This is a genomic window from Aquabacterium soli, assembly GCF_003933735.1.
GTDB classification, from domain to species: domain Bacteria; phylum Pseudomonadota; class Gammaproteobacteria; order Burkholderiales; family Burkholderiaceae_C; genus Aquabacterium; species Aquabacterium soli.
The window spans coordinates 430,094-448,995 of sequence record NZ_RSED01000001.1; the positions used below are offsets into that span (position 1 = coordinate 430,094).

Annotated in this window: 16 protein-coding genes; 8 read left to right on the top strand and 8 right to left on the bottom strand. The window is 66.4% G+C overall.

Annotation, left to right across the window (positions count from 1 at the left end; genetic code table 11):
• Window positions 1-7: 7 nt before the first annotated feature.
• From EIP75_RS01780 to EIP75_RS01795, 4 genes are all read right to left on the bottom strand, one after another.
• Window positions 8-1,696 (bottom strand): ShlB/FhaC/HecB family hemolysin secretion/activation protein, encoded by a 1,689-nt coding sequence (locus EIP75_RS01780; protein ID WP_158622714.1) that lies wholly within the window; start codon window positions 1,694-1,696, stop codon window positions 8-10.
• A 108-nt stretch (window positions 1,697-1,804) separates the two neighbouring features.
• Window positions 1,805-3,085: a hypothetical protein gene (locus tag EIP75_RS01785; RefSeq protein WP_125241485.1), complete on the bottom strand. Its 1,281-nt coding sequence runs from the start codon at window positions 3,083-3,085 to the stop codon at window positions 1,805-1,807.
• 113 nt (window positions 3,086-3,198) lie between these two features.
• Window positions 3,199-4,080, bottom strand: coding sequence for a PEP-CTERM sorting domain-containing protein (locus EIP75_RS01790; protein WP_125241486.1), 882 nt, complete (start codon window positions 4,078-4,080; stop codon window positions 3,199-3,201).
• A 307-nt stretch (window positions 4,081-4,387) separates the two neighbouring features.
• Window positions 4,388-5,278, bottom strand: coding sequence for an ankyrin repeat domain-containing protein (locus tag EIP75_RS01795; protein ID WP_125241487.1), 891 nt, complete (start codon window positions 5,276-5,278; stop codon window positions 4,388-4,390).
• 224 nt (window positions 5,279-5,502) lie between these two features.
• Here EIP75_RS01795 and EIP75_RS01800 point away from each other — a divergent pair, with 224 nt between their 5' ends.
• The 3 genes from EIP75_RS01800 (at window position 5,503) to EIP75_RS01810 (ending at window position 7,737) form a co-directional block, all read left to right on the top strand.
• Entirely contained in the window at window positions 5,503-6,576 is a 1,074-nt protein-coding gene (locus tag EIP75_RS01800; protein WP_125241488.1) for a hypothetical protein, read from the top strand.
• Window positions 6,577-6,645: 69 nt separating this feature from the next.
• On the top strand, window positions 6,646-6,960 hold the full coding sequence (locus EIP75_RS01805) for a DUF1840 domain-containing protein (RefSeq protein ID WP_125241489.1): 315 nt from the start codon (window positions 6,646-6,648) through the stop codon (window positions 6,958-6,960).
• Window positions 6,961-7,020: 60 nt separating this feature from the next.
• Entirely contained in the window at window positions 7,021-7,737 is a 717-nt protein-coding gene (locus tag EIP75_RS01810) for a histidine phosphatase family protein (protein WP_125241490.1), read from the top strand.
• Here the strand turns inward: EIP75_RS01810 and EIP75_RS01815 are convergent.
• A complete protein-coding gene (locus EIP75_RS01815; protein ID WP_125241491.1) occupies window positions 7,707-8,324 on the bottom strand; it encodes a TetR family transcriptional regulator in 618 nt (205 codons plus the stop codon). The genes EIP75_RS01810 and EIP75_RS01815 overlap by 31 nt on opposite strands.
• A gap of 197 nt (window positions 8,325-8,521) precedes the next feature.
• On the opposite strand from EIP75_RS01815, the gene EIP75_RS01820 reads away from it, so the two are divergent.
• Genes EIP75_RS01820 through EIP75_RS01830 form a run of 3 tightly spaced genes read left to right on the top strand, consistent with a single transcriptional unit; the run spans window position 8,522 to window position 14,410 of the window.
• Complete coding sequence (locus EIP75_RS01820; protein ID WP_420797135.1) at window positions 8,522-9,706, top strand: efflux RND transporter periplasmic adaptor subunit; 1,185 nt, start codon at window positions 8,522-8,524, stop codon at window positions 9,704-9,706.
• Between the two features lie 56 nt (window positions 9,707-9,762).
• Window positions 9,763-12,912, top strand: a complete 3,150-nt coding sequence (locus EIP75_RS01825) for an efflux RND transporter permease subunit (RefSeq protein ID WP_125241492.1) — start codon at window positions 9,763-9,765, stop codon at window positions 12,910-12,912.
• Window positions 12,896-14,410, top strand: a complete 1,515-nt coding sequence (locus EIP75_RS01830; RefSeq protein ID WP_125241493.1) for an efflux transporter outer membrane subunit — start codon at window positions 12,896-12,898, stop codon at window positions 14,408-14,410. Before EIP75_RS01825 ends, EIP75_RS01830 begins: the two co-directional genes overlap by 17 nt.
• A 71-nt stretch (window positions 14,411-14,481) precedes the next feature.
• Here EIP75_RS01830 and EIP75_RS01835 read toward each other — a convergent pair whose 3' ends face one another.
• Window positions 14,482-15,210 carry a SapC family protein gene (locus tag EIP75_RS01835; RefSeq protein ID WP_125241494.1) on the bottom strand — a complete coding sequence of 243 codons (729 nt, stop codon included), beginning with the start codon at window positions 15,208-15,210 and terminating at the stop codon, window positions 14,482-14,484.
• 95 nt (window positions 15,211-15,305) lie between these two features.
• On the opposite strand from EIP75_RS01835, the gene ubiA reads away from it, so the two are divergent.
• Window positions 15,306-16,205: a 4-hydroxybenzoate octaprenyltransferase gene (ubiA, locus tag EIP75_RS01840; RefSeq protein WP_125241598.1), complete on the top strand. Its 900-nt coding sequence runs from the start codon at window positions 15,306-15,308 to the stop codon at window positions 16,203-16,205.
• 24 nt (window positions 16,206-16,229) lie between these two features.
• Here the strand turns inward: ubiA and proC are convergent, their stop codons facing one another.
• Window positions 16,230-17,063, bottom strand: coding sequence for a pyrroline-5-carboxylate reductase (proC, locus tag EIP75_RS01845; protein WP_125241495.1), 834 nt, complete (start codon window positions 17,061-17,063; stop codon window positions 16,230-16,232).
• Between the two features lie 34 nt (window positions 17,064-17,097).
• Entirely contained in the window at window positions 17,098-17,796 is a 699-nt protein-coding gene (locus tag EIP75_RS01850) for a YggS family pyridoxal phosphate-dependent enzyme (RefSeq protein WP_420797136.1), read from the bottom strand.
• 41 nt (window positions 17,797-17,837) lie between these two features.
• Between EIP75_RS01850 and EIP75_RS01855 the strand changes: the two genes are divergently transcribed.
• Window positions 17,838-18,881: a type IV pilus twitching motility protein PilT gene (locus EIP75_RS01855; protein WP_125241497.1), complete on the top strand. Its 1,044-nt coding sequence runs from the start codon at window positions 17,838-17,840 to the stop codon at window positions 18,879-18,881.
• The last annotated feature ends 21 nt before the right edge of the window (window positions 18,882-18,902 follow it).

Here is an 18,902-nt window from a genome sequence, read left to right on the forward strand (position 1 = left end):
GCGAGGGTCAGAACGATTGGCGGACGCTGATGTCCAGCCGGTAACGGCGGTCAGCCTTGGCGCCGCTGGCGTATTGGCGTGTGCCGTCGTCGGAGGGACGCAGCGTGTCGAAGGCCACGCGCGCCACGTCGATGCTCACCTGCAGGCCGCGCGGGCCGTTGCCGAGGCGCAGGCCCACGCCCTGGCTGCCCAAGTGGGTGCGCCCTTGCTGGGTGAGTTGTGGGTTGATCAGGTGGACGAAGCCCCTGTCAGCGAACACCAGGGCCGTGGTCTCGATGCCGGCGAACTCGAACCAGGCGGGTGTGACCAGTTCTGCGCGGGTGCTCCAGCCCTGGTCGCCCGACTGCTCGTAGTCGAAGTAGCCGCGCACCGTGGCGGGCCCGCCCAGGCTGTATTGCTCGCCGCTAGGCAAGGCTCCGGATGCCAGCTGAAGGTCGGCGCTGAAGTTCATCCGCCAGTTGCCGAACACCGGCCGGCCATGGCCCACACCGATCTGCCACGCGAGGAAATCAGCGCTGGAGCCGGCGCGTTTGCAGTCGAACTGTTCCAGCTGCTGCCCGTTGCAATCGACCTTGCGGCCGGCCAGCGAATGCGTGCTGCCCTTGATCGAGGTGCTGAAGCTGGTCAGTGTGTCTCCGGCACCGTTGTGCGTGATGCTGTAGCCGGCCGACAGCAGCGGATAGCGGGTAGGGGGGCGCTGAACGATGGCGCCGTCGACGAAGGTATTGAAGTCGCGGTTGTGCTTGTAGTCCACGGCCGCGTAGAAGCTGTGGTTGATCGGCCAGTTCAACCCGTCCAGCCGGCGTGACCAGCGCAGCCCCATGAAGGTGCCCTTGGTCAGGGTGGATGAGGGGCCCGTGCCGCTGACCTTGGTGAGGGTGTCGCTCTGGCTGTCGGTGAGGGAGGCGAGCAGGTCGTCCCGGCCGCTCAATGGCAGGCCGTAGATGAGCGACAGCGAGTTGCTGTCCTTGGGGCGCTGCGGCGCGTACTGCCAGCTCAGGCCCAGGCTGTGCCCGCGCTGGAAAAGGTTGGTGGTGCTGATCGAGGCCACCACGCGGCCTCGGGTGGTGTTGAAGCTCTGCCCGTTGTTGAGTTCGATGCTGCCACTCACGGGAGGCCTGTCCTCGACCTTGAGGTCCACATCGATGCCTTGGCCAGATTCGCTCGCGTTGACCAGGGGCGTGATCTGCAGGTCGGCCGATTGCAATGCGGCCAGTTCCTGTTGAACCTGGGGGAAGTGCGGCACCTCGCCAGCCTTCAGGCTGGGCACGGCCTCACGGATGCGGCTGGGCAGGTGGTACTGCGAGCCAGTGACTCTCAGCTTCTCCACAGGGGCCTCGACCACCTCCAGGCGCACTTCGCCTCCATCCACACGCTGATTGGGCAGGCTGACCAGCACCGACAGGTAGCCAGCGCTCTGATAGGCCTTCTCGAGTGCGGCGCGTGCCTGCTCCAGGTCCGCGAAGCGCCGGCCCGGGCCCATGAAGGGCGTCACGGCGCGCTCGACCACGGACGAGGGCAGCACGGTGTTGCCTTCGATCACGTACTCGTACACATCGAAGCTGGGATCGGTCTGTCCTGCCGCGGAGGCCTGCGGTGCGGGGGCATCGGCCGCAGCAGCAGCGGCTGACTGAGCCTGCACAGGCAGGCTCTGGGCAATGGACAGCCCCAGGGCGATGGCGAGCGCTTTTTTCATATTCACAGCGGTACAAAAAGGAACAGTCCCCATGGTTGGGGACTGTCATGTCAGGGCTGTGGCGGCCCCTTCGCTCCCCCCGTGAAGAGGGGAGGTGCAACCAACCGATTACTGCTTGGTGATGGCGTTGGCATTGCTGCCGTTGCGCGTGAATTCATTGCTGGCGTTGGGGAACAGGCCAGTCAGGCCGGTCAGGTCGTCCAGCTTCGCGTCGATGGCATTCAGCACGGCGGTGGCGGTGTTGTCGTTGGCGAACTTCTGTGCCTGGTACCAGAACTCGTAGGAGCCATTCTTGGCGGAGGCCACGCTGCCAGCGCCGTCGTAGGCAGCGACGCCGTTCAGCTTGACGAAGCGGTAGCCGCCCAGTTCGCCGGTGGCGATGGTGGCAGCCGGGCTGTTTTCCAGAGACAGCACGCCGACGCTGTAGCCGTTGGCGTTGAGGCAGTCGCGGGCGTTGGAGGTGCCGCCGCCTTCCTGCACTTCAAAGCTGTCCAGACCCGAACCAGCGCCGTAGGTGGCCAGGTCGGCGACGCCGTAGGCGCCAGCGTTGGCACCGTCGGAACCGATGAAGCTGTTCAAGAAGTACTGGTTGGACGAGGCCTGGGTGCCCGAGGTGGAGATGCGACGGCACAGGGTCAGCTTGTCACCGGCGGTACCAACGCCCAGCAGAGCGTTGATGTCTTGCTTGGCCGAGTTGAAGGCGTCCACCACGATGGCGGTGTACTGGGCGCGGCTGATGCTGGGCTGGTAGGCGGGCAGGCGGTTGTCGGCGCCACCAGGCACGGTGATGCCTTGGGCGGTTTGCAGTGCGCGGTACAGGTCGTTGCTCACGGCCACACCGAACAGCTGGCTGAAGCTGGCGGGCGTGGTCTTGGCGGCCAGGGTGGAAGCCGACACGCCAGCGGCGATCAGTTCAGACTCAGGGAAGGCTGCGGGCTCGATGTCCAGGAAACCGCCACGCGATTTCTGGCCGGTCAAGGATGCGGCCACACCGGTTTGCAGGGCGATGCCAGCCAGGTTGGCGGTGCCGGCTGCGGCGGTGCCACCAGTGGTGGGAACGAAGGCGAAGGTGGCGGTGCCAGCCGAGCCGGACACGGCGGTGAACGAGCCACCGCTCACGTTGAAGGCCACGCCGTCAACGGCCACGCCACCGGCGTTGCTCAGGCCTGTGAAGTTGGTGCTGCACTTGGCCGTGAAGAAGTTGCCCAGGGCGGTTGTGCTCGTGTCGGTCTTGTACACGGTGAAGGTGCCAGTGCACAGACCCTTGAGAGCCTTGACGTAGGCGATGGAGGTGGCCGAAGCGCCTGTGAGGTTGACGGTGGCGGCTTGGGCTTGGGCGGCGACGGCCAGGGTGGCGACGGCGGCCAGCGCGATCTTGGTGAAGGTCATGAGAATCTCCGGACGATGGATGAGCAAGAGGAGGACAGCATTCAACCCGGCGGTGCCCCTTTTCAGGGCACCGCCTTCCTCAGCAGAGGAGTCAAGTCAGGTCAGGTGGGAGTTCAGGCGGCGCGACGGCGGCGAGCCATCAGACCGACCACGCCCATGCCCAGAAGGGCCATGGCGTAGGTGGAAGGTTCGGGCACGGAAGGCACCACGTTGGTGAAGGTCAGGGTGCCGTTGACGGTGTCGAGGTTGAGGCGACCCAGCAGTTGTTCGTTGCCGTTGCCGTCAGCCAGCCACAGGCCGTTTTCCTCGGTGGCGTAGACGGTGCCGCCCAGCTTGTTGGCATTGCGCCAGTTGTTGCCGAAACCGTCGCCGGCCATCACGTAGCCGTTGGAACGCGTGGTGGCGCCGTCAGCGGCGGTGAACGTGTAGGCGCCGTTGTCGGCCGAGCCGATGGTGCCCTTGTTGGCGATCGGGGTGAAGATGTCGTTGGTGGTGGAGATCAGGGCCAGCGTGCTGGTGTTGGTGGCGTTCTGCGAGGTCAGGGCCTGGTCCGTGGGGGTGGTGGAGCCAGAGATCAGCGAGCGCTTGTTGGCGCCGAATCCCGTGGTGTCGTTGGCACCGACGACCCATTGCAGTTCACCCAGGTCGGCGTTGGCCAGCAGCGTGCTGTAGGCGGCGGACCAGTTGGTGGAACCCAGGGTGGTGACTTGGCTGCCGTTCAATGAGACGGTGTTGTTCGCGAAGTTCCACACCACGGTGGTGTTGGCTGCGGACAGTGCGCCCAGCGTGCTGGAGGTGCTGCCGTTGCCGGTGGCACCAGCGAAGCTGCTCAGGGTGTAGCCCAGGTCGAAGAAGCCCGAGGTGGTGGTGCCGTTCTGGTTGTCGAACGCGATCAGGAACAGGGAGCCGTCACCGTTGGTACCGTTTTGGACAGCAGCGTTGGCGGCGCCAGCGGCGATCAGGGCCAGGGCGGCGGCGATGTGTTGAAGTTTCATTGCGAGATCTCCGAGAAAGGAAGGAAATTTGTTGGAGCCCCTGGTGACAGCGCAGGCCAGGAACACGGCGAAGTGTCTGCAGCCCGTGTGACAAGCCGAGGGGTGCAAACAGGGCTTTGCCTTAGTCCTTTCGGATGGTTCGGCGGGGAATCTGCACGGCACAAGCCAATGGGCTCATGGGGCGTGACAGTCGGCTGTGAAATTCACGCAAGACCTGATCTGTTCGGATCACTCGACTCAAAGCCGTTCGGATCAGTCCGGCAGGTCGGTGAAGTTCAGCCCCTTCAAACAGGGGGGCGTCCGCGACTCATGGTGTTGTGATGATGAGATCGGGTGGCTTGTCCATCAGCACCTGCGTGAGTGGGTGTGCCACTTGCACGCCGCGCGCCTGCAGCCAGTCGGCGGCTTCGAACCGCCGCCCCAATGCTGCCGCATGCAAGGCGTTGAGCCCGTGCTGATCAGGGGTGTCTGCCGGCAGGCCCCAAGCCGCCAGGGCTTCCATCGCCGGGATATGTCCGCCCAATGCGGCCTCTGACAGGGCGTGGCGCCCGTCGCGGTTCCACACCATCGGGTCGGCCTTGGCCTTGAGCAGTTGCTGGACGACCCGGGTGTGACCGGTGCGTGCCGCCAGGTGCAGCGGTGCCTGGCCATTCGCAGACACGCGATTCGCATCGGCATGGGCGCGCAGCAGTTCACGCACCACCAGTTCGTGGCCACGCATGGCGGCGGCGGCCAGTGGCGTGAGCCCATTCACGCCGCGCCGATCAGGGTCAGCGCCGCGGCGCAGCAGGTCCTGTACGGTGGGCAACTCGCCAGCGCGCGCCGCCAGGGTGAGCAAGGTGGCCCCGTCCTGGTCGCGGACGTCGGGGTTGGGCTGGTGCGCCTTGAGCTCTTCCGCCAGGGCTGGCCAGCGGCCCTGATGGGCCAGCGCCAATGCAGTGCGTGCACGGATCGGCACAGTGGGTGCATCGGCCTCGGACCATGGGCCGCCCTGGCGCAGCACGCTGAACTGCGCCTCGTCCCGTGGGCCGGTGCGGGGCGGTTCCGCCAGCGGCTGCGTGAAATCGCTGAACTCATGGACATCGCTGTGCACTTGCGTCGACATCTGGGCCGGCGGTGCGATCTGGGCTGTTGCGGCCGAGGCCACGCAAAAGGCCAGCCCAAGCAGTGAGAGGGAGATGGGGAGTCTGTCATTCATGCAACGGCACTGTAGGCAGCGCACGTGACAGCACGGCCGCCCACATGACAGCAGCGCATGGCTCTTAAGGACTACGCCGTGAGCCGGGCGGAAGGCTTGCGTCTTGCCCTGGCGCGTGCCCGTCGCCTGGCCACTGGTCCGAACGGACCCATGGCGAGCCTGGCGCGACACAGCGCTGTCAGAGGGGATGGCGATACTGGTCAGGCACAGGGAGGTGTGATGTCATGAGCGCGCAGTTGGGAGAGTGGTTGTCAAGGGGCTTGTACCGCCACCGCAAACGTTTGCTGTGGTTGGGGCTGGCTGTGCTCAGTGGCGTGGCGGTGGCTGGCTGGTCGGCCTGGTCCGCCAAGCCCGTGCGGGCCTCGGAGGCCATGGCCTTGCCTGGCAGCAGTTTGGGGGCGCAGCCTGTGCCTGCGTCATTGGCGGTCACGGCCGATGAGCAGGCCTTGTTCCAGACCGCATGCCAGGGACCGGCCACGCGCCGGTTGGTCCAGCAGGCCCGCAACAACTGCGAGCGCTTCGTCAATCACCCGACCCTCGCCGGCCAGGCGCATGCCGTCCTTGCGGCCTTGTTGACCGAACCACCGCTGCAGGATCTGGAGCGTGCGGTCGAGCATGCGCGGCAGGCCGTGCGCCTGGGCAATGAGCGTGGTGATTTCATCCTGGCCCTGCTGATGCTGTCTGGCCATGCGCAACCCTGGAGCCTCGACCAGGCCCGCGATCTGCTGACGCGGGCCCAAGGCAAAGGCGCGGCCGTGGCCTCCCAATACCTGCAGCGTCTGGCCGCGCAAGACCAGTGCCCAGGCCAGGCCTCGCTCAAGCCCTTGGGTGTGCCCTTGTTCTGCCTGTACCGCGCGGAGGTGCTGCAGCAGTTGCAGGCGCGAGGCATGAAGCACCGCGCCTACGGTGAGGATGACTGGCGTGACGAACTGTCGCCCGGGGATGCGATCGGGGCGCAGTCCGTTGATCTGCTGTTCGATGTCGACCCGGCAGACCACCTGCCTCGTCTGGCACGCATGCGGTATGTGTTCGATGCGGGATTGCAGGGTCAGGTGCGTTGGATCGAACTGTTCGATGGCTTGACACAGCGGTATGGCGCGGCGCACTCCAACCAGCGCGGGCAGCACGCGGCCTGGCCCATGCCGGATGGCACCGTGGTGCGCCTGAGCCGCGATGGTGAGCGCTGTGTCGTGGCCTATGAACATCCGGAGCGGCTGCGGCAGCGCGACCTGCACCTGGCCAGGTTGCGCGACGGCGTACGGCAGGCCCGCCTGCTGGCGGAAGCCCACGCCTTGTGAGGTCTTGACCAGGCGGTCCGATGGGAACCCTTCTAGGGGGGCGCACAATGATCCTCATCGGAGGATCCCATGCCCATCAAATTCAAAAGCAAAGCCGCCGCCGACCTGCTCATGGTCAGCGCCCACGCCGAAGCCCTGCTCAGGACCCTGGGCAAGACCGCGACCCAGCCAGGCATCCTGGAACCGCAGGACATGCCCCGCGCCCTGGCCACGCTGCAAGGCCTGCCGGACGAGCTGCCCAAGCCGGACGACGCTGCGGATGGCGAACGGACGAATGACGACGCGCCCGATGATCAAGTGCCGCCCCGCACACGCGCCTGGCCCCTGGTGCAGATGATCCAGCGCGCGCTGAACGCCAACGAGCCCGTGGTCTGGGGTGTCTAGCCCCTCTGGCGCAAAACCGCTGCGCTCATCGGGGCTGTTGATTTCAGGCATCATGTTGCGATGCAGCATGACGCCACCCGCCTGGTCATCGTCCGCCATGGCGAGACCGCCTGGAACCTCGACACCCGCATCCAGGGCCACACCGACATCCCGCTGAACGAGCGGGGCCGCTGGCAGGCACGTCAAACCGGTCTGGCCTTGCGTGACGAGGGCATCGACGCCATCTACACGAGCGACCTGCTGCGCGCTGCACAAACCGCCGAAGCCATCGCCCAGGCCTGCGGACTCGAACCCCTGCGCGATGTCGGCCTGCGTGAGCGCCATTTCGGCCGCTTCGAAGGCCTCACGCATGACCAGATTGCAGCGCAATGGCCTGAAGAGGCCCGCCGCTGGCGGCAGCGCGATCCTGGCTACGGCCCCGAAGGCGGCGAGGTGCTGACGGATTTCTACGAGCGTGCCGTGGGCACCGCCGAGCGCCTGGCGCGGGCGCACCCAGGACAGACCATCGCGCTGGTGGCACACGGCGGCGTGCTCGATTGTTTCTACCGGGCGGCCACGCGGGTGGGCATGTCGGCGCCGCGCTCATGGCAGATCGCCAATGCCAGCATCAACCGGCTGCTGCACTCACCCGAAGGTTTTGTCCTGGTGGGCTGGGCCGATACCCGCCACCTGGACGAGCCTGGCGGCGAGGGCCTGGACGAAAGCACCGATGGCGCCACCACCGGCAGCGCGCCCGGGCCGTTCACTCACCCCGCCGACCTGAGCCCGGCCAGGTAGACATCCAGTGCCTGCTGACCAGCCTCCACCAGCGGAAACAGGCTGGGCTCGAGCATCCACAGATCGATCAGGCCCGTGATGATGGCCATGATGGAGGTGGCCACCGACCGGGGCGACACGCTCTGCTGGGCAACGCCCAGGGCCTGCGCCTCGCGCACGGCGCTCTCGATATGGCCCCGGCAACGCAGGTGAACCTCCAGCCGGCGCTCCAGTGCGCCGGCCATCTCGCCCACGAACGGGGCCTGCCGCACGGCAATGCCCATCACGCGGCGCGTGCGCTCGTCGTCCGTGATCAGCCTCAGCGACATCAGCATGGCTTCGCGCAGCTGGAACATCGGGTCCTTGCCCGGGTGCTCCGTGAGGTCTTTGAGGGCCTCCTCCATGGGTGTCACGATGCGGTCCATCATCGCGCTGAACAATGCGGCCTTGTCCTCGAAGTGCCAGTAGATGGCCCCCCGCGTCATGCCCGCAGCCTGCGCGATGTCTTGCAGGGAGGTGCGCGCCACACCCTTGTTGCTGAACACCACTTCGGCGGTGTCCAGCAACTTTTCGCGGGTGAGTTGGGCGTCTTCCTTGGTCCGTCTCATGATTTGGAATTTGGGGCAATGTCCTCAGATTTCCAGGTATTGTCAGGCACATTCATGCATACATACAAGAATGTATGTATATTCCCTGCTCATTGGTTGACTAAGCAATTTTCCTTTTTGACGAGGTGTGTTCCATGGCCATGCGACAACAGCAACAACAACAGGCAGGCCTCAGGGCCCACCCCGCATGGCGCGTGATGGGCGTCGCGGTGTGCGCCGTCACCTTGGCTGCGCTCGGCGCCTGCGGCAAGAAGGATGACAAGGCCGGTGCCGGGCAGATGCCGCCGCCGCAGGTGGGCGTGATCGCCGTGCAGCCTCAGACCGTGCCCCTGGTGACCGAGTTGCCTGGCCGGCTGGAGGCTTCCCGCATCGCGCAGGTGCGTGCACGCGCGGCCGGCGTGGTGCAAAAGCGCACCTTCGTCGAAGGCTCGGACGTGAAGGCCGGGCAGTTGCTGTTCCAGATCGACCCGAGCACCTACCAGGCCTCTTATGACAGCGCCCGAGCGACCCTGGCCAAGGCCGAGGCCAACCTGAACCAGGCCACCGCCCTGGCCGAGCGCTACAAGCCCCTGCAGGAAGCCAAGGCTGTCAGCCCACAGGAATACCTGAACGCGCAGGTGGCGCAACGCCAGGCGCAGGCCGACGTGGCCACCGCCAAGGCCGCCGTGCAGACCGCGCAGATCAACCTGGGCTACGCCTCGGTCACCTCGCCCATCAGTGGCCGCATCGGGCGTGCGCTGGTCACCGAAGGTGCCTTGGTGGGGCAGGGCGAAACCACCCAGCTGGCCACCGTGCAGCAGATCAACCCGCTGTACGTGAACTTCACCCAGTCGGCCACGGAGGCGCTGCGCCTGAAGCGGGCCATGGAGTCCGGCAAGCTGGACAAGGCCGGTGCGCAGGGCACCGTGGTCAAGGTGGTGCTGGACGACGGCACGGAGTACCCGCTGGACGGCAAGCTGCTGTTCGCCGATCTGTCGGTGGACAGCACCTCGGGCCAGGTCAGCCTGCGCGCCGAGCTGCCCAACCCCCAAGGTGCCTTGCTGCCCGGCCTGTATGTGCGCGTGCGGCTGGAGCAGGCCCAGGTGCAGGGTGGCATCCTGATCCCGCAGCAGGCGGTCACCCGCGCTGCGCAAGGCGACACCGTGATGGTGGTCGATGCGCAAGGCCAGGTCGCCACGCGCCCGGTCAAGCTGGGCGGCGCGCTGGGCAACCAGTGGGTGGTGACCGACGGCCTCAAGGCGGGCGAGCAGGTGATGGTGGACGGCTTCCAGAAAGTTCGCCCCAAGCAGCCCGTCAAGGCCGTGCCCTGGACGCCGCCAGCGGCAGGCGCCGCTTCGCAGGCCTCGGCGCCTGCCTCCGCGCCGGCCGCGGTCGCCAAGTGATCACGCGCCACGCCCGTTCTCACTGATCCAGACATCCCGCCTGCCGGAGACCTTCCATGGCCCAGTTTTTCATTGATCGCCCCATCTTTGCGTGGGTGATCGCCCTCTTCATCCTGGTGTTGGGGGGCGCCGCGATCACGCAGTTGCCGATCGCGCAGTACCCCAACGTGGCACCGCCTGCGGTGGTCATCAGCGCCACCTACCCCGGTGCCTCCGCCAAGACGCTGGACGAATCCGTCATCAGCGTGATCGAGCTCGAGCTCAACGGCGCGCCCGGCCTGGCCTACATGGAGTCGGTCAGCCAGGCCAACGGCTCTGGTTCGATCACCGTGACCTTCGAGCCCGGCACCAACATCGACCTGGCCCAGGTGGAAGTGCAGAACCGCCTGTCGCGGGCCACGCCACGGCTGCCCGCCGCGGTGACGCAGCAGGGCGTGCGGGTGGACAAGTCACGCAGCAACTTCCTGATGTTCGTGATGCTGTCGTCCACCAACCCGCAGTACGACCCGATCGCACTGGGGGATTACGCTTCGCGCAACATCCTGCCCGAGCTGCAGCGCCTGAACGGCATCGGCCAGGCCCAGTTGTTCGGTACCGAGCGCGCCATGCGCGTGTGGCTGGACCCGGCCAAGCTGGTGGCCTACAACCTGGCGGCCTCCGATGTGAACAGCGCCATCACCGCGCAGAACGCACTGATCCCGGCCGGTGGCCTGGGCGACCGCCCCAACGGCCCCGAACAGACCATGGCTGCCACGGTGGTCGTGCAGGGCCAGATGGCCAGCGTGGAAGAGTTCGGCAACATCGTGCTGCGCGCCAAGGCCGACGGCTCCACCGTGCGCCTGAAGGACGTCGCCCGCATCGAGCTGGGTGCCCAGACCTATGGCACCTACGCTCGCCTCAATGGCGAGCCCGCCGTGGGCATCGGCCTGCAGCTCTCGCCCTCGGGCAACGCCATGGCCACGGCCACGGCCGCCCGTGCCCGCATGGACGAGCTCAAGCGTTACTTCCCCGAAGGTGTGGATTACTCCGTGCCTTACGACACCTCGGACTTCGTGAAGCTGTCCATTGAGCAGGTGGTGCACACGCTGCTCGAGGCCATGGTGCTGGTGTTCCTGGTGATGTACCTGTTCCTGCAGAACATCCGTTACACGCTGATCCCCACGCTGGTGGTGCCGGTGGCGCTGATGGGCACCTTTGGTGTGATGCTGGCGGCGGGTTACTCCATCAACGTGCTGACCATGTTCGGCCTGGTGCTGGCCATCGGCATCCTGGTGGACGATGCCATCGTGGTGGTGGAGAACGTCGAGCGCCTGATGGTGCAGGAGGGCCTGTCGCCGCTGGACGCCACGCGCAAGGCGATGAAGCAGATCAGTGGCGCCGTGATCGGCATCACCGTGGTGCTGGTGTCTGTGTTCCTGCCCATGGCATTCTTCAGCGGCTCGGTGGGCAACATCTACCGCCAGTTCTCGATGTCGATGGCCGTGTCCATCGTGTTCTCGGCCTTCCTGGCGCTGAGCCTGACGCCGGCGCTGTGCGCCACGCTGCTCAAGCCGGCCGACCCGGATCACCATGAGCGCAAGGGCTTCTTCGGCTGGTTCAACCGCCGCTTCGTCAGCGTCACGCACGGCTATGAGGGCCTCACGGCACGCCTGCTCAAGCGCACAGGGCGTGTGCTGGTGATCTACCTGGTGCTGATCGGCGTGGTGGGCTGGCTGTACGCGCGCCTGCCCTCGTCCTTCCTGCCCGATGAAGACCAGGGCAACCTGATCGTCAGCGTGCAGCTGCCGCCGGGCGCCACCACCAACCGCACCGAGTCCGTGATCTCGCAGGTCGAGCAGTTCTTCCTCAAGCAACCCGAGGTGAAGTCCATCGTGGGTGTGGTCGGCTTCAGCTTCTCCGGCAGCGGCCAGAACGCGGCGCTGGGCTTCGTCACGCTCAAGGACTGGAACGAGCGCTCGGGCAAGGAGCATGCGGCGCAGGCCGTGGCCGGCCGTGCCTTCGGTGCGCTGTCGGGCATCCGCGATGCGTTCATCTACCCGCTGAACCCGCCGGCCATCCGCGAACTGGGCAATGCCACCGGCTTCGCCATGCGCCTGCAGGACCGCGCCGGCCTGGGCCATGAGGCATTGCTCGCCGCCCGCAACCAGCTGCTGGGCATGGCGTCGCAAAGCAAGATCGTCACCGGCCTGCGGCCCGATGGCCTGGAGGATGCGCCACAGCTGCAGGTGGACATCGACCGCGACAAGGCGCAGGCCCTGGGCGTGGCGGTGAACGCGATCTCGTCGGCGCTGTCGACGAACCTGGGCTCGTCCTACGTGAACGATTTCCCCAACCAGGGGCGTCTGCAACGCGTCGTGGTGCAGGCCGATGCGGCCGCGCGTTCCACGCCAGAGGACATCCTCGCACTGCAGGTGACCAACAACCAGGGGCAGAGCGTGCCGCTGTCGGCCTTTGCCACCACCCGCTGGATCACCGGCCAGATGCAGGCCGTGCGCTACAACGGCTACCCCGCCATGCGGATCGCCGGTGACGCCGCAGCCGGATTCAGCACGGGCCAGGCCATGGACGAGATGGAGAAGCTCGCCGCACAGTTGCCGCAGGGCATCGGCCTGGAATGGACGGGCCTGTCGCGTGAAGAAAAGCTGTCGGGCTCGCAGGCCGCGATGCTGATGGCCTTCTCGCTGCTGGCCGTGTTCCTGTGCCTGGCCGCGCTGTACGAGAGCTGGGCCATCCCGTTGGCGGTGCTGCTGGTGGTGCCCCTGGGCATCCTGGGCTCGCTCACCGGCGTGACCTTGCGTGGCATGAACGACGACATCTTCTTCAAGGTGGCGCTGATCACCATCATGGGCCTGTCGGCCAAGAACGCCATCCTGATCATCGAGTTCGCCAAGGAACTGCACGAACAGGGCAAGGGCCTGCTGGAGGCCACGCTGGAGGCCTGCCACCTGCGCTTCCGCCCCATCGTGATGACCTCGCTGGCCTTCATCCTGGGCGTGGTGCCGCTGTTCATTGCCTCGGGCGCCAGCTCGGGCGCGCAGCGCGCCATCGGCACCGGCGTGCTCAGTGGCATGATCGCGGCCACGGCGCTGGCGGTGTTCTTCGTTCCCGTGTTCTTCGTGGTGGTGCGCAAGCTGATCCCGCTCAAGCGCAAGCCGGCCGCTCCCACCCACACCGCTCCTGAGGTCGCCCATGATCCGCATGCTTAAACCCGTTGCCCTGGCCACCACGCTGGTCACGCTGCTGAGCGCATGCTCGCTGGTGCCGACCTACCAGCGCCCGGCCTCTCCGGTGCCGCAGCAGTGGTCCACCGGGGATGCCAGCGCCGTGCCGGCCGAGGCCGCGCCCACGCTGATCAACTGGGAGGCCTACTTCCCTGATCAGCGCCTTCAATCGCTGATCCGCGCCTCGCTGGCCAACAACCGTGATCTGCGCGTGGCCGTGCTCAACATCGAGCAAACGCGAGCCCAGTACCAGATCCAGCGTGCCAGCCTGTTCCCGCAGGTGGGCGTGTCGCTCAGCGGCACGCGTGGCACGGCCACCAGTGCGCCTTACCCCGTCTATTCGTCCGTGAGCGGCGGCCTGTCGCTGTCGGCCTTCGAGATCGACCTGTTCGGCCGCGTGCGTGCCTTGACGGATGCGGCGGCGGCCACCTTGCTGGCCACCGAAGAAGCCCGCAAGACCACGCAGATCAGCCTGATCGCCTCGGTGGCGAGCACTTGGTATGCCCTCTGGGCTGACCGCTGGCAGCTGGCGCTGGCCGAGCAGACCTTGCAGGCACGCGCCAGCTCGCTCAAGCTGCTGCAGCTCAAGTACGACAACGGTGTGCTCAACGAGCTGGAACTGCGCTCGGGCCAGTCGCTGGTCGAGGCCGCGCGCGTCAGCCGTGCCCAGGCCGATCGCCAATACCGGCAGGATCTGAACGCGCTGGCGCTGCTGGTTGGTCAGCAGGTGGATCCGGCAACGCTGCCTCCGGCACCCTCGTTGGGTGATCGCCCCTTGGATGATGTCGATGCCATTCCGCGCCTGGGTGGCGACTCGTTGTGGCCGGCCCTGGCCGAGCTGCCCGTGGGTCTGCCCTCGCAGGTGCTGCTGGCCCGGCCGGACATCACCCAGGCCGAGCAGCAGCTGATCGCGGCCAACGCCAACATCGGTGCGGCCCGCGCGGCCATGTTCCCCAGCATTTCGCTGACAGGCAATGCTGGCCGCGTCAGCAACTCGCTCTCGGGCCTGTTCGACGATGGCCGAAGAAGCTGGGGCGTGACCGGTTCGCTGCTGGCGCCCATCTTCGACATGGGCCGCACGCGCGCGGGTGTCGAGGTGGCCCAGGCCAGCCGTGACATCGCCGTGGCCCAGTACGAGAAGGCCCTGCAGAGCGCCTTCCGCGAGGTGTCCGATGCCCTGGTGTCGCGTGACACCTATGGCGAGCAGGCCCAGGCCCAGCAGGCACAGGCTGATGCCGAGACCGATCGTCTGCGTCTGTCGGCCCTGCGTTACCGCAGTGGGGTGGCCAGCCAGCTTGATCTGCTGGATGCACAGCGCAGCCTGTTCGCGGCGCAGCAGTCGTTGATCCAGGCTCAACTGGCACGCCAGCAGGCCAACATCACCTTGTTCAAGACGCTGGGTGGTGGTTGGGACCAGAACACGGCGACAACGGTGCCTGCGAGTGCTGCGGGCGGCGCTTCTGCGGCTGGCTCTGCATCCTGAGCGGGTTGTTGATGCTTGCGATGGGTTGAGCGCTCTCACGCCAAGACGCTCAACGCCCCGCAGGCAGAGAATCAGTTCGCCAGCTTGCGCGTCAGCCGCACGCCCAGTTTGCTCACATTGTTCAACGACAGCAGATGCGCATGGATCCAGCCCAGCGCACCGCTGGTGAACAGCTCCTGCACCACCTCGGGCGCCAGCTGACGCAGCTTGTCCTCGTCGACCACCTTGAAGCCATTGAGGTTCAGGTGTTGCTCACCCAGCTTGAAATCGATGTTGCGCTCGACCAGCAGGCCCAGCTCGTGCAGGCGCTTGGCAAACAGCGTGGTGCGCTGCATGTCGTTGTGAAAATCCAGCAGGAACTTCTGCAACTGCTGCAGATAGGGGGTGTCCTTGCCTTCGGCGGTGAACAAGGCTTCGCCATCGCTGCCATTCAGGCCATCGAAGCTTTCGTCCACGCACACCGTGAGCTGGTCGCTGCCCGGCTGTTCCGCCAGCACGAAGGGGTAGCGGCGGATGAAGGCCGGCAGGTAGCTGTGCGGATCCCAGCGGCCCTCGGCGTCGATGTAGAGGTTTTCCTTGTCGCGCAGGCCCACCACCGACACCATCGTGTGCTGGTCACCCGAGGCAACGAACACGCAGGGCAGGTCGAGCGCGGCCAGCGGCAGCTCGGTCACGGCCATCAGCAGCGAGTTGGTCTCGCGTGCGAAGGCCAGGTGTTGACCGCTGGCCTTCACGCGCAGCGAGCGGTGCTGGTCCCGGTTGACCGGTGTCAGCTTCTGGTACATCAGCATGGTTTTCATGGCGTGATCCTGTGCGATTGGTTCTGAATGGGTGCAATGCTGCGCAGCATAGCGCGTGACGATGTCGCGCTTGCGATAATGCCAGCGTGAACAGCATGACCCAGCCCCTGCCCGTCAAAGCGCGCCTGGCGCTCTACCTGGACCTGATCCGCTGGAACCGGCCGCAAGGCTGGTTGCTGCTGCTGTGGCCCACGCTGGCCGCGCTGTGGCTGGCCGCGCGGGGCTTCCCAGGTTGGCACTTGCTGGCGGTGTTCGCGCTGGGCACGGTGCTGATGCGCAGCGCCGGCTGCACGGTCAACGACGTGGCCGATCGGGATTTCGACAAGCACGTCAAACGCACGGCCCAGCGGCCCATCACCAGCGGGCGCATTTCCGTGAAAGAGGCGCTGATGGTGGGCCTGGTGCTCACGATGGTGTCATTTGCGTTGGTGCTCACCACCAATGTGCCCACCATCGCCTGGTCGTTCGGCGCTTTGGGCGTGACGGTGCTTTATCCCTTCACCAAGCGCTTCTTCGCCATGCCGCAGGCGGTGCTGGGCGTGGCCTTCAGCTTCGGCATTCCCATGGCGTACACCGCCACCCGGGGGCATGTGCCGGCCGAGGCCTGGTGGCTGGTCGTGGGCAACCTGGGCTGGGTGCTGGCCTATGACACCGAGTACGCCATGGTCGACCGAGACGACGATCTCAGGCTCGGCATGCGCACATCCGCGATCACCTTGGGTCGCTTCGATGTGATTGGCGTGGCCTTGTTCTACGGCACCTGCATCGCGTGCTGGGCGCAGGTCGGACGGCTGGCCGGGCTCGGCCCCGTGTACTGGGTGGCGATGGCCGTGGCGGCTGGACAGGCGGGCTGGCACGTGTGGATGATCCGCACGCGCCAGCGAGACGATTGCTTCGCTGCCTTTCGCATGAACCATTGGTTGGGGTTCACGGTGTTCGCTGGCGTGCTGGGCAATGAGGTGCTGGGGCGGGTGTTGGGGCGGCTCGGCGGCTGACCAAGCGCGGGCTGCCCCTCTGCATCAGCGTCCGAACTCGTCGCCTAACTCACCCGCGCGCTTCTGCGCGGCCCGCATCGCTTCGATGAAGCTGGCCTTCACGCCGGCGTTTTCCAGCGTGGTCAGCGCGGCGTAGGTGGTGCCGCCCTTGGATGTGACCTTCTCGCGCAGGGTGGCCGGGCTGTCCTCCGACTGGCTGGCCAGAGAGGTGGCGCCGGCGAAGGTGGCCAGGGCCAGCACGCGGCCTTGCTCGGGGCTCAGGCCCATGTCGGCGGCGGCCTGCACCATGGCTTCGATGAAATAGAAGACGTAAGCGGGGCCCGAGCCCGACAGCGCCGTCACGGCATCCAGATCGGATTCCTGACCCACCCACAGCGCCTGGCCGGTGGGTCTTACCAGCGCCTCGATGGCCGCTCGTTCGGCATCCGTGACCTGGGCCCGCGCAAACAGGCCGGTGATGCCCTGCCCGACCAGGGCCGGGGTGTTCGGCATGGCTCGGGCAATGCGCTGGGTGCCCAGCAGGCGGGCCATGTCCTCGGTGCGCAGGCCGGCCATCACGCTGTAGTGCAGGGCCTGGGTGGCCAGCGCGGCGGTGCTGGCGGCCGCGTCCTTGAACTGCTGCGGCTTGACCGCCCACACCACCAGGCTGGCGGCGCGCAGGGCTTCGTCTGGCGCGGCCTGGGTGCGCAGACCCTGGGTGGCCAGGCGCTCGCGGGCGGCCTCGCCCGGGTCCACGACCAGGATGGAGCCGGGCGAGCGGCCCTGGCGCAGCAGCCCGCCGATGATGGCGGAAGCCATGTTGCCGCCGCCGATGAAGGCGATCAGTTCGAAGGATGTCGGGGTCGAAGAGGTGCTCATGGGGCGAAATGATAGGCCCCGCTGCAGGGCAGGCTCAGCGCCCCCCGAAGATCGCCGTGCCCACCCGCACCATCGTGGCGCCCTCGGCGATGGCGGCCTCCAGGTCGGCGCTCATGCCCATCGAGAGGGTGTCCAGGGGCAGCCCCTCGGCGCGCAGGCTGTCGAACAGGGTCTTGAGCCCGTGATGGGCGGCGTGCTGGGCTCTTTCATCTGGCGAGGGCGCGGGCAGGGCCATCAGGCCGCGCAGGCGCAGGCGGGGCAGGGCGTCGATCGCCCGGACCAGGTCAGGCACCTCGGTCGGGGCTGCGCCGCTCTTGCTCTCTTCTCCGCTGGTGTTGACCTGAACCAACACATTGAGCGGCGGCAGGTGGGCCGGCCGCTGCTCGCTCAGGCGCTGGGCGATCTTCAATCGGTCCACGCTGTGCACCCAGTCGAAACGCTCGGCCACGGGCCGTGTCTTGTTGCTCTGCAGGGGGCCGATCAGGTGCCATTCCAGAGCTTGTCCCCCGCTGGCACGGGCGTCGGCCAGGGCGTCCATCTTGTCCAGGGCCTCTTGCACGTAGTTCTCACCGAAGCGGAACTGGCCCCAGGCGGCGGCCTCGCGGACGGCGTCCGCGCCGAAGGTTTTGGCAACGGCCAGCAGCAAAACCGCGTCCGACGGCCTGTCGGCAGCGGCACAGGCCAGCTTGATCCGGTTCGACACGAGTTGTAGGTTGTGGGAGATCATCGCGATAATGGGCTGATCAATGTGGACGTCAGTCAGGCCAATCATCCATGGATATCACCCAACTGCTCGCGTTTTCGGTCAAGAACAAGGCATCCGACCTGCATCTGTCGGCCGGTCTGCCTCCCATGATCCGCGTCCATGGCGACGTGCGCCGCATCAATGTGGATCCACTGGACCACAAGGCGGTGCACGACATGGTGTACGACATCATGAACGATGCCCAGCGCAAGGCCTACGAAGAAACGCTGGAATGCGATTTCTCCTTCGAGATCCAGGGCCTGGCGCGCTTTCGGGTCAACGCCTTCAACCACAACCGGGGTTCGGGCGCGGTCTTTCGGACCATTCCCAGCAAGATCCTGACACTGGAGCAGCTCAACGCGCCCAAGGTGTTCGCCGAGCTGGCGCTCAAGCCGCGCGGCCTGGTGCTGGTTACCGGTCCCACCGGCTCCGGCAAATCCACCACACTGGCCGGCATGGTGAATCACCTGAACGAATCCGAGTACGGCCACATCCTCACGGTGGAAGACCCGATCGAGTTCGTGCACGAATCCAAGAAGTGCCTGATCAACCAGCGCGAGGTGGGACCGCACACGCTCAGCTTCTCCAATGCCCTGCGCTCGGCCCTTCGCGAGGATCCTGACTGCATCCTGGTGGGTGAATTGCGGGATCTGGAGACCATCCGACTGGCCCTGACCGCCGCCGAAACAGGCCATCTGGTGTTCGGCACCCTGCACACCTCCAGCGCCGCCAAGACCATCGACCGCGTGGTCGACGTGTTCCCGGCTGCCGAGAAAGACATGGTTCGCGCCATGCTTTCCGAATCGCTGCAAGCTGTGATCTCGCAGACGCTGTGCAAGACCAAGGACGGGGCCGGCCGCGTGGCCGCCCACGAGATCATGATCGGCACCTCGGCCATCCGCAACCTGATCCGCGAGAACAAGATCGCCCAGATGTACTCGTCCATTCAGACCGGCAACAACATCGGCATGCAGACGCTGGACCAGAACCTGACCGATCTGGTCCGCCGCAACGTGATTTCGGCGTCGGAAGCCCGGGCCAAGGCCAAGTTCCCAGAGAATTTCCCGGGCTGATCTCAGGCATCGAAGAACAAA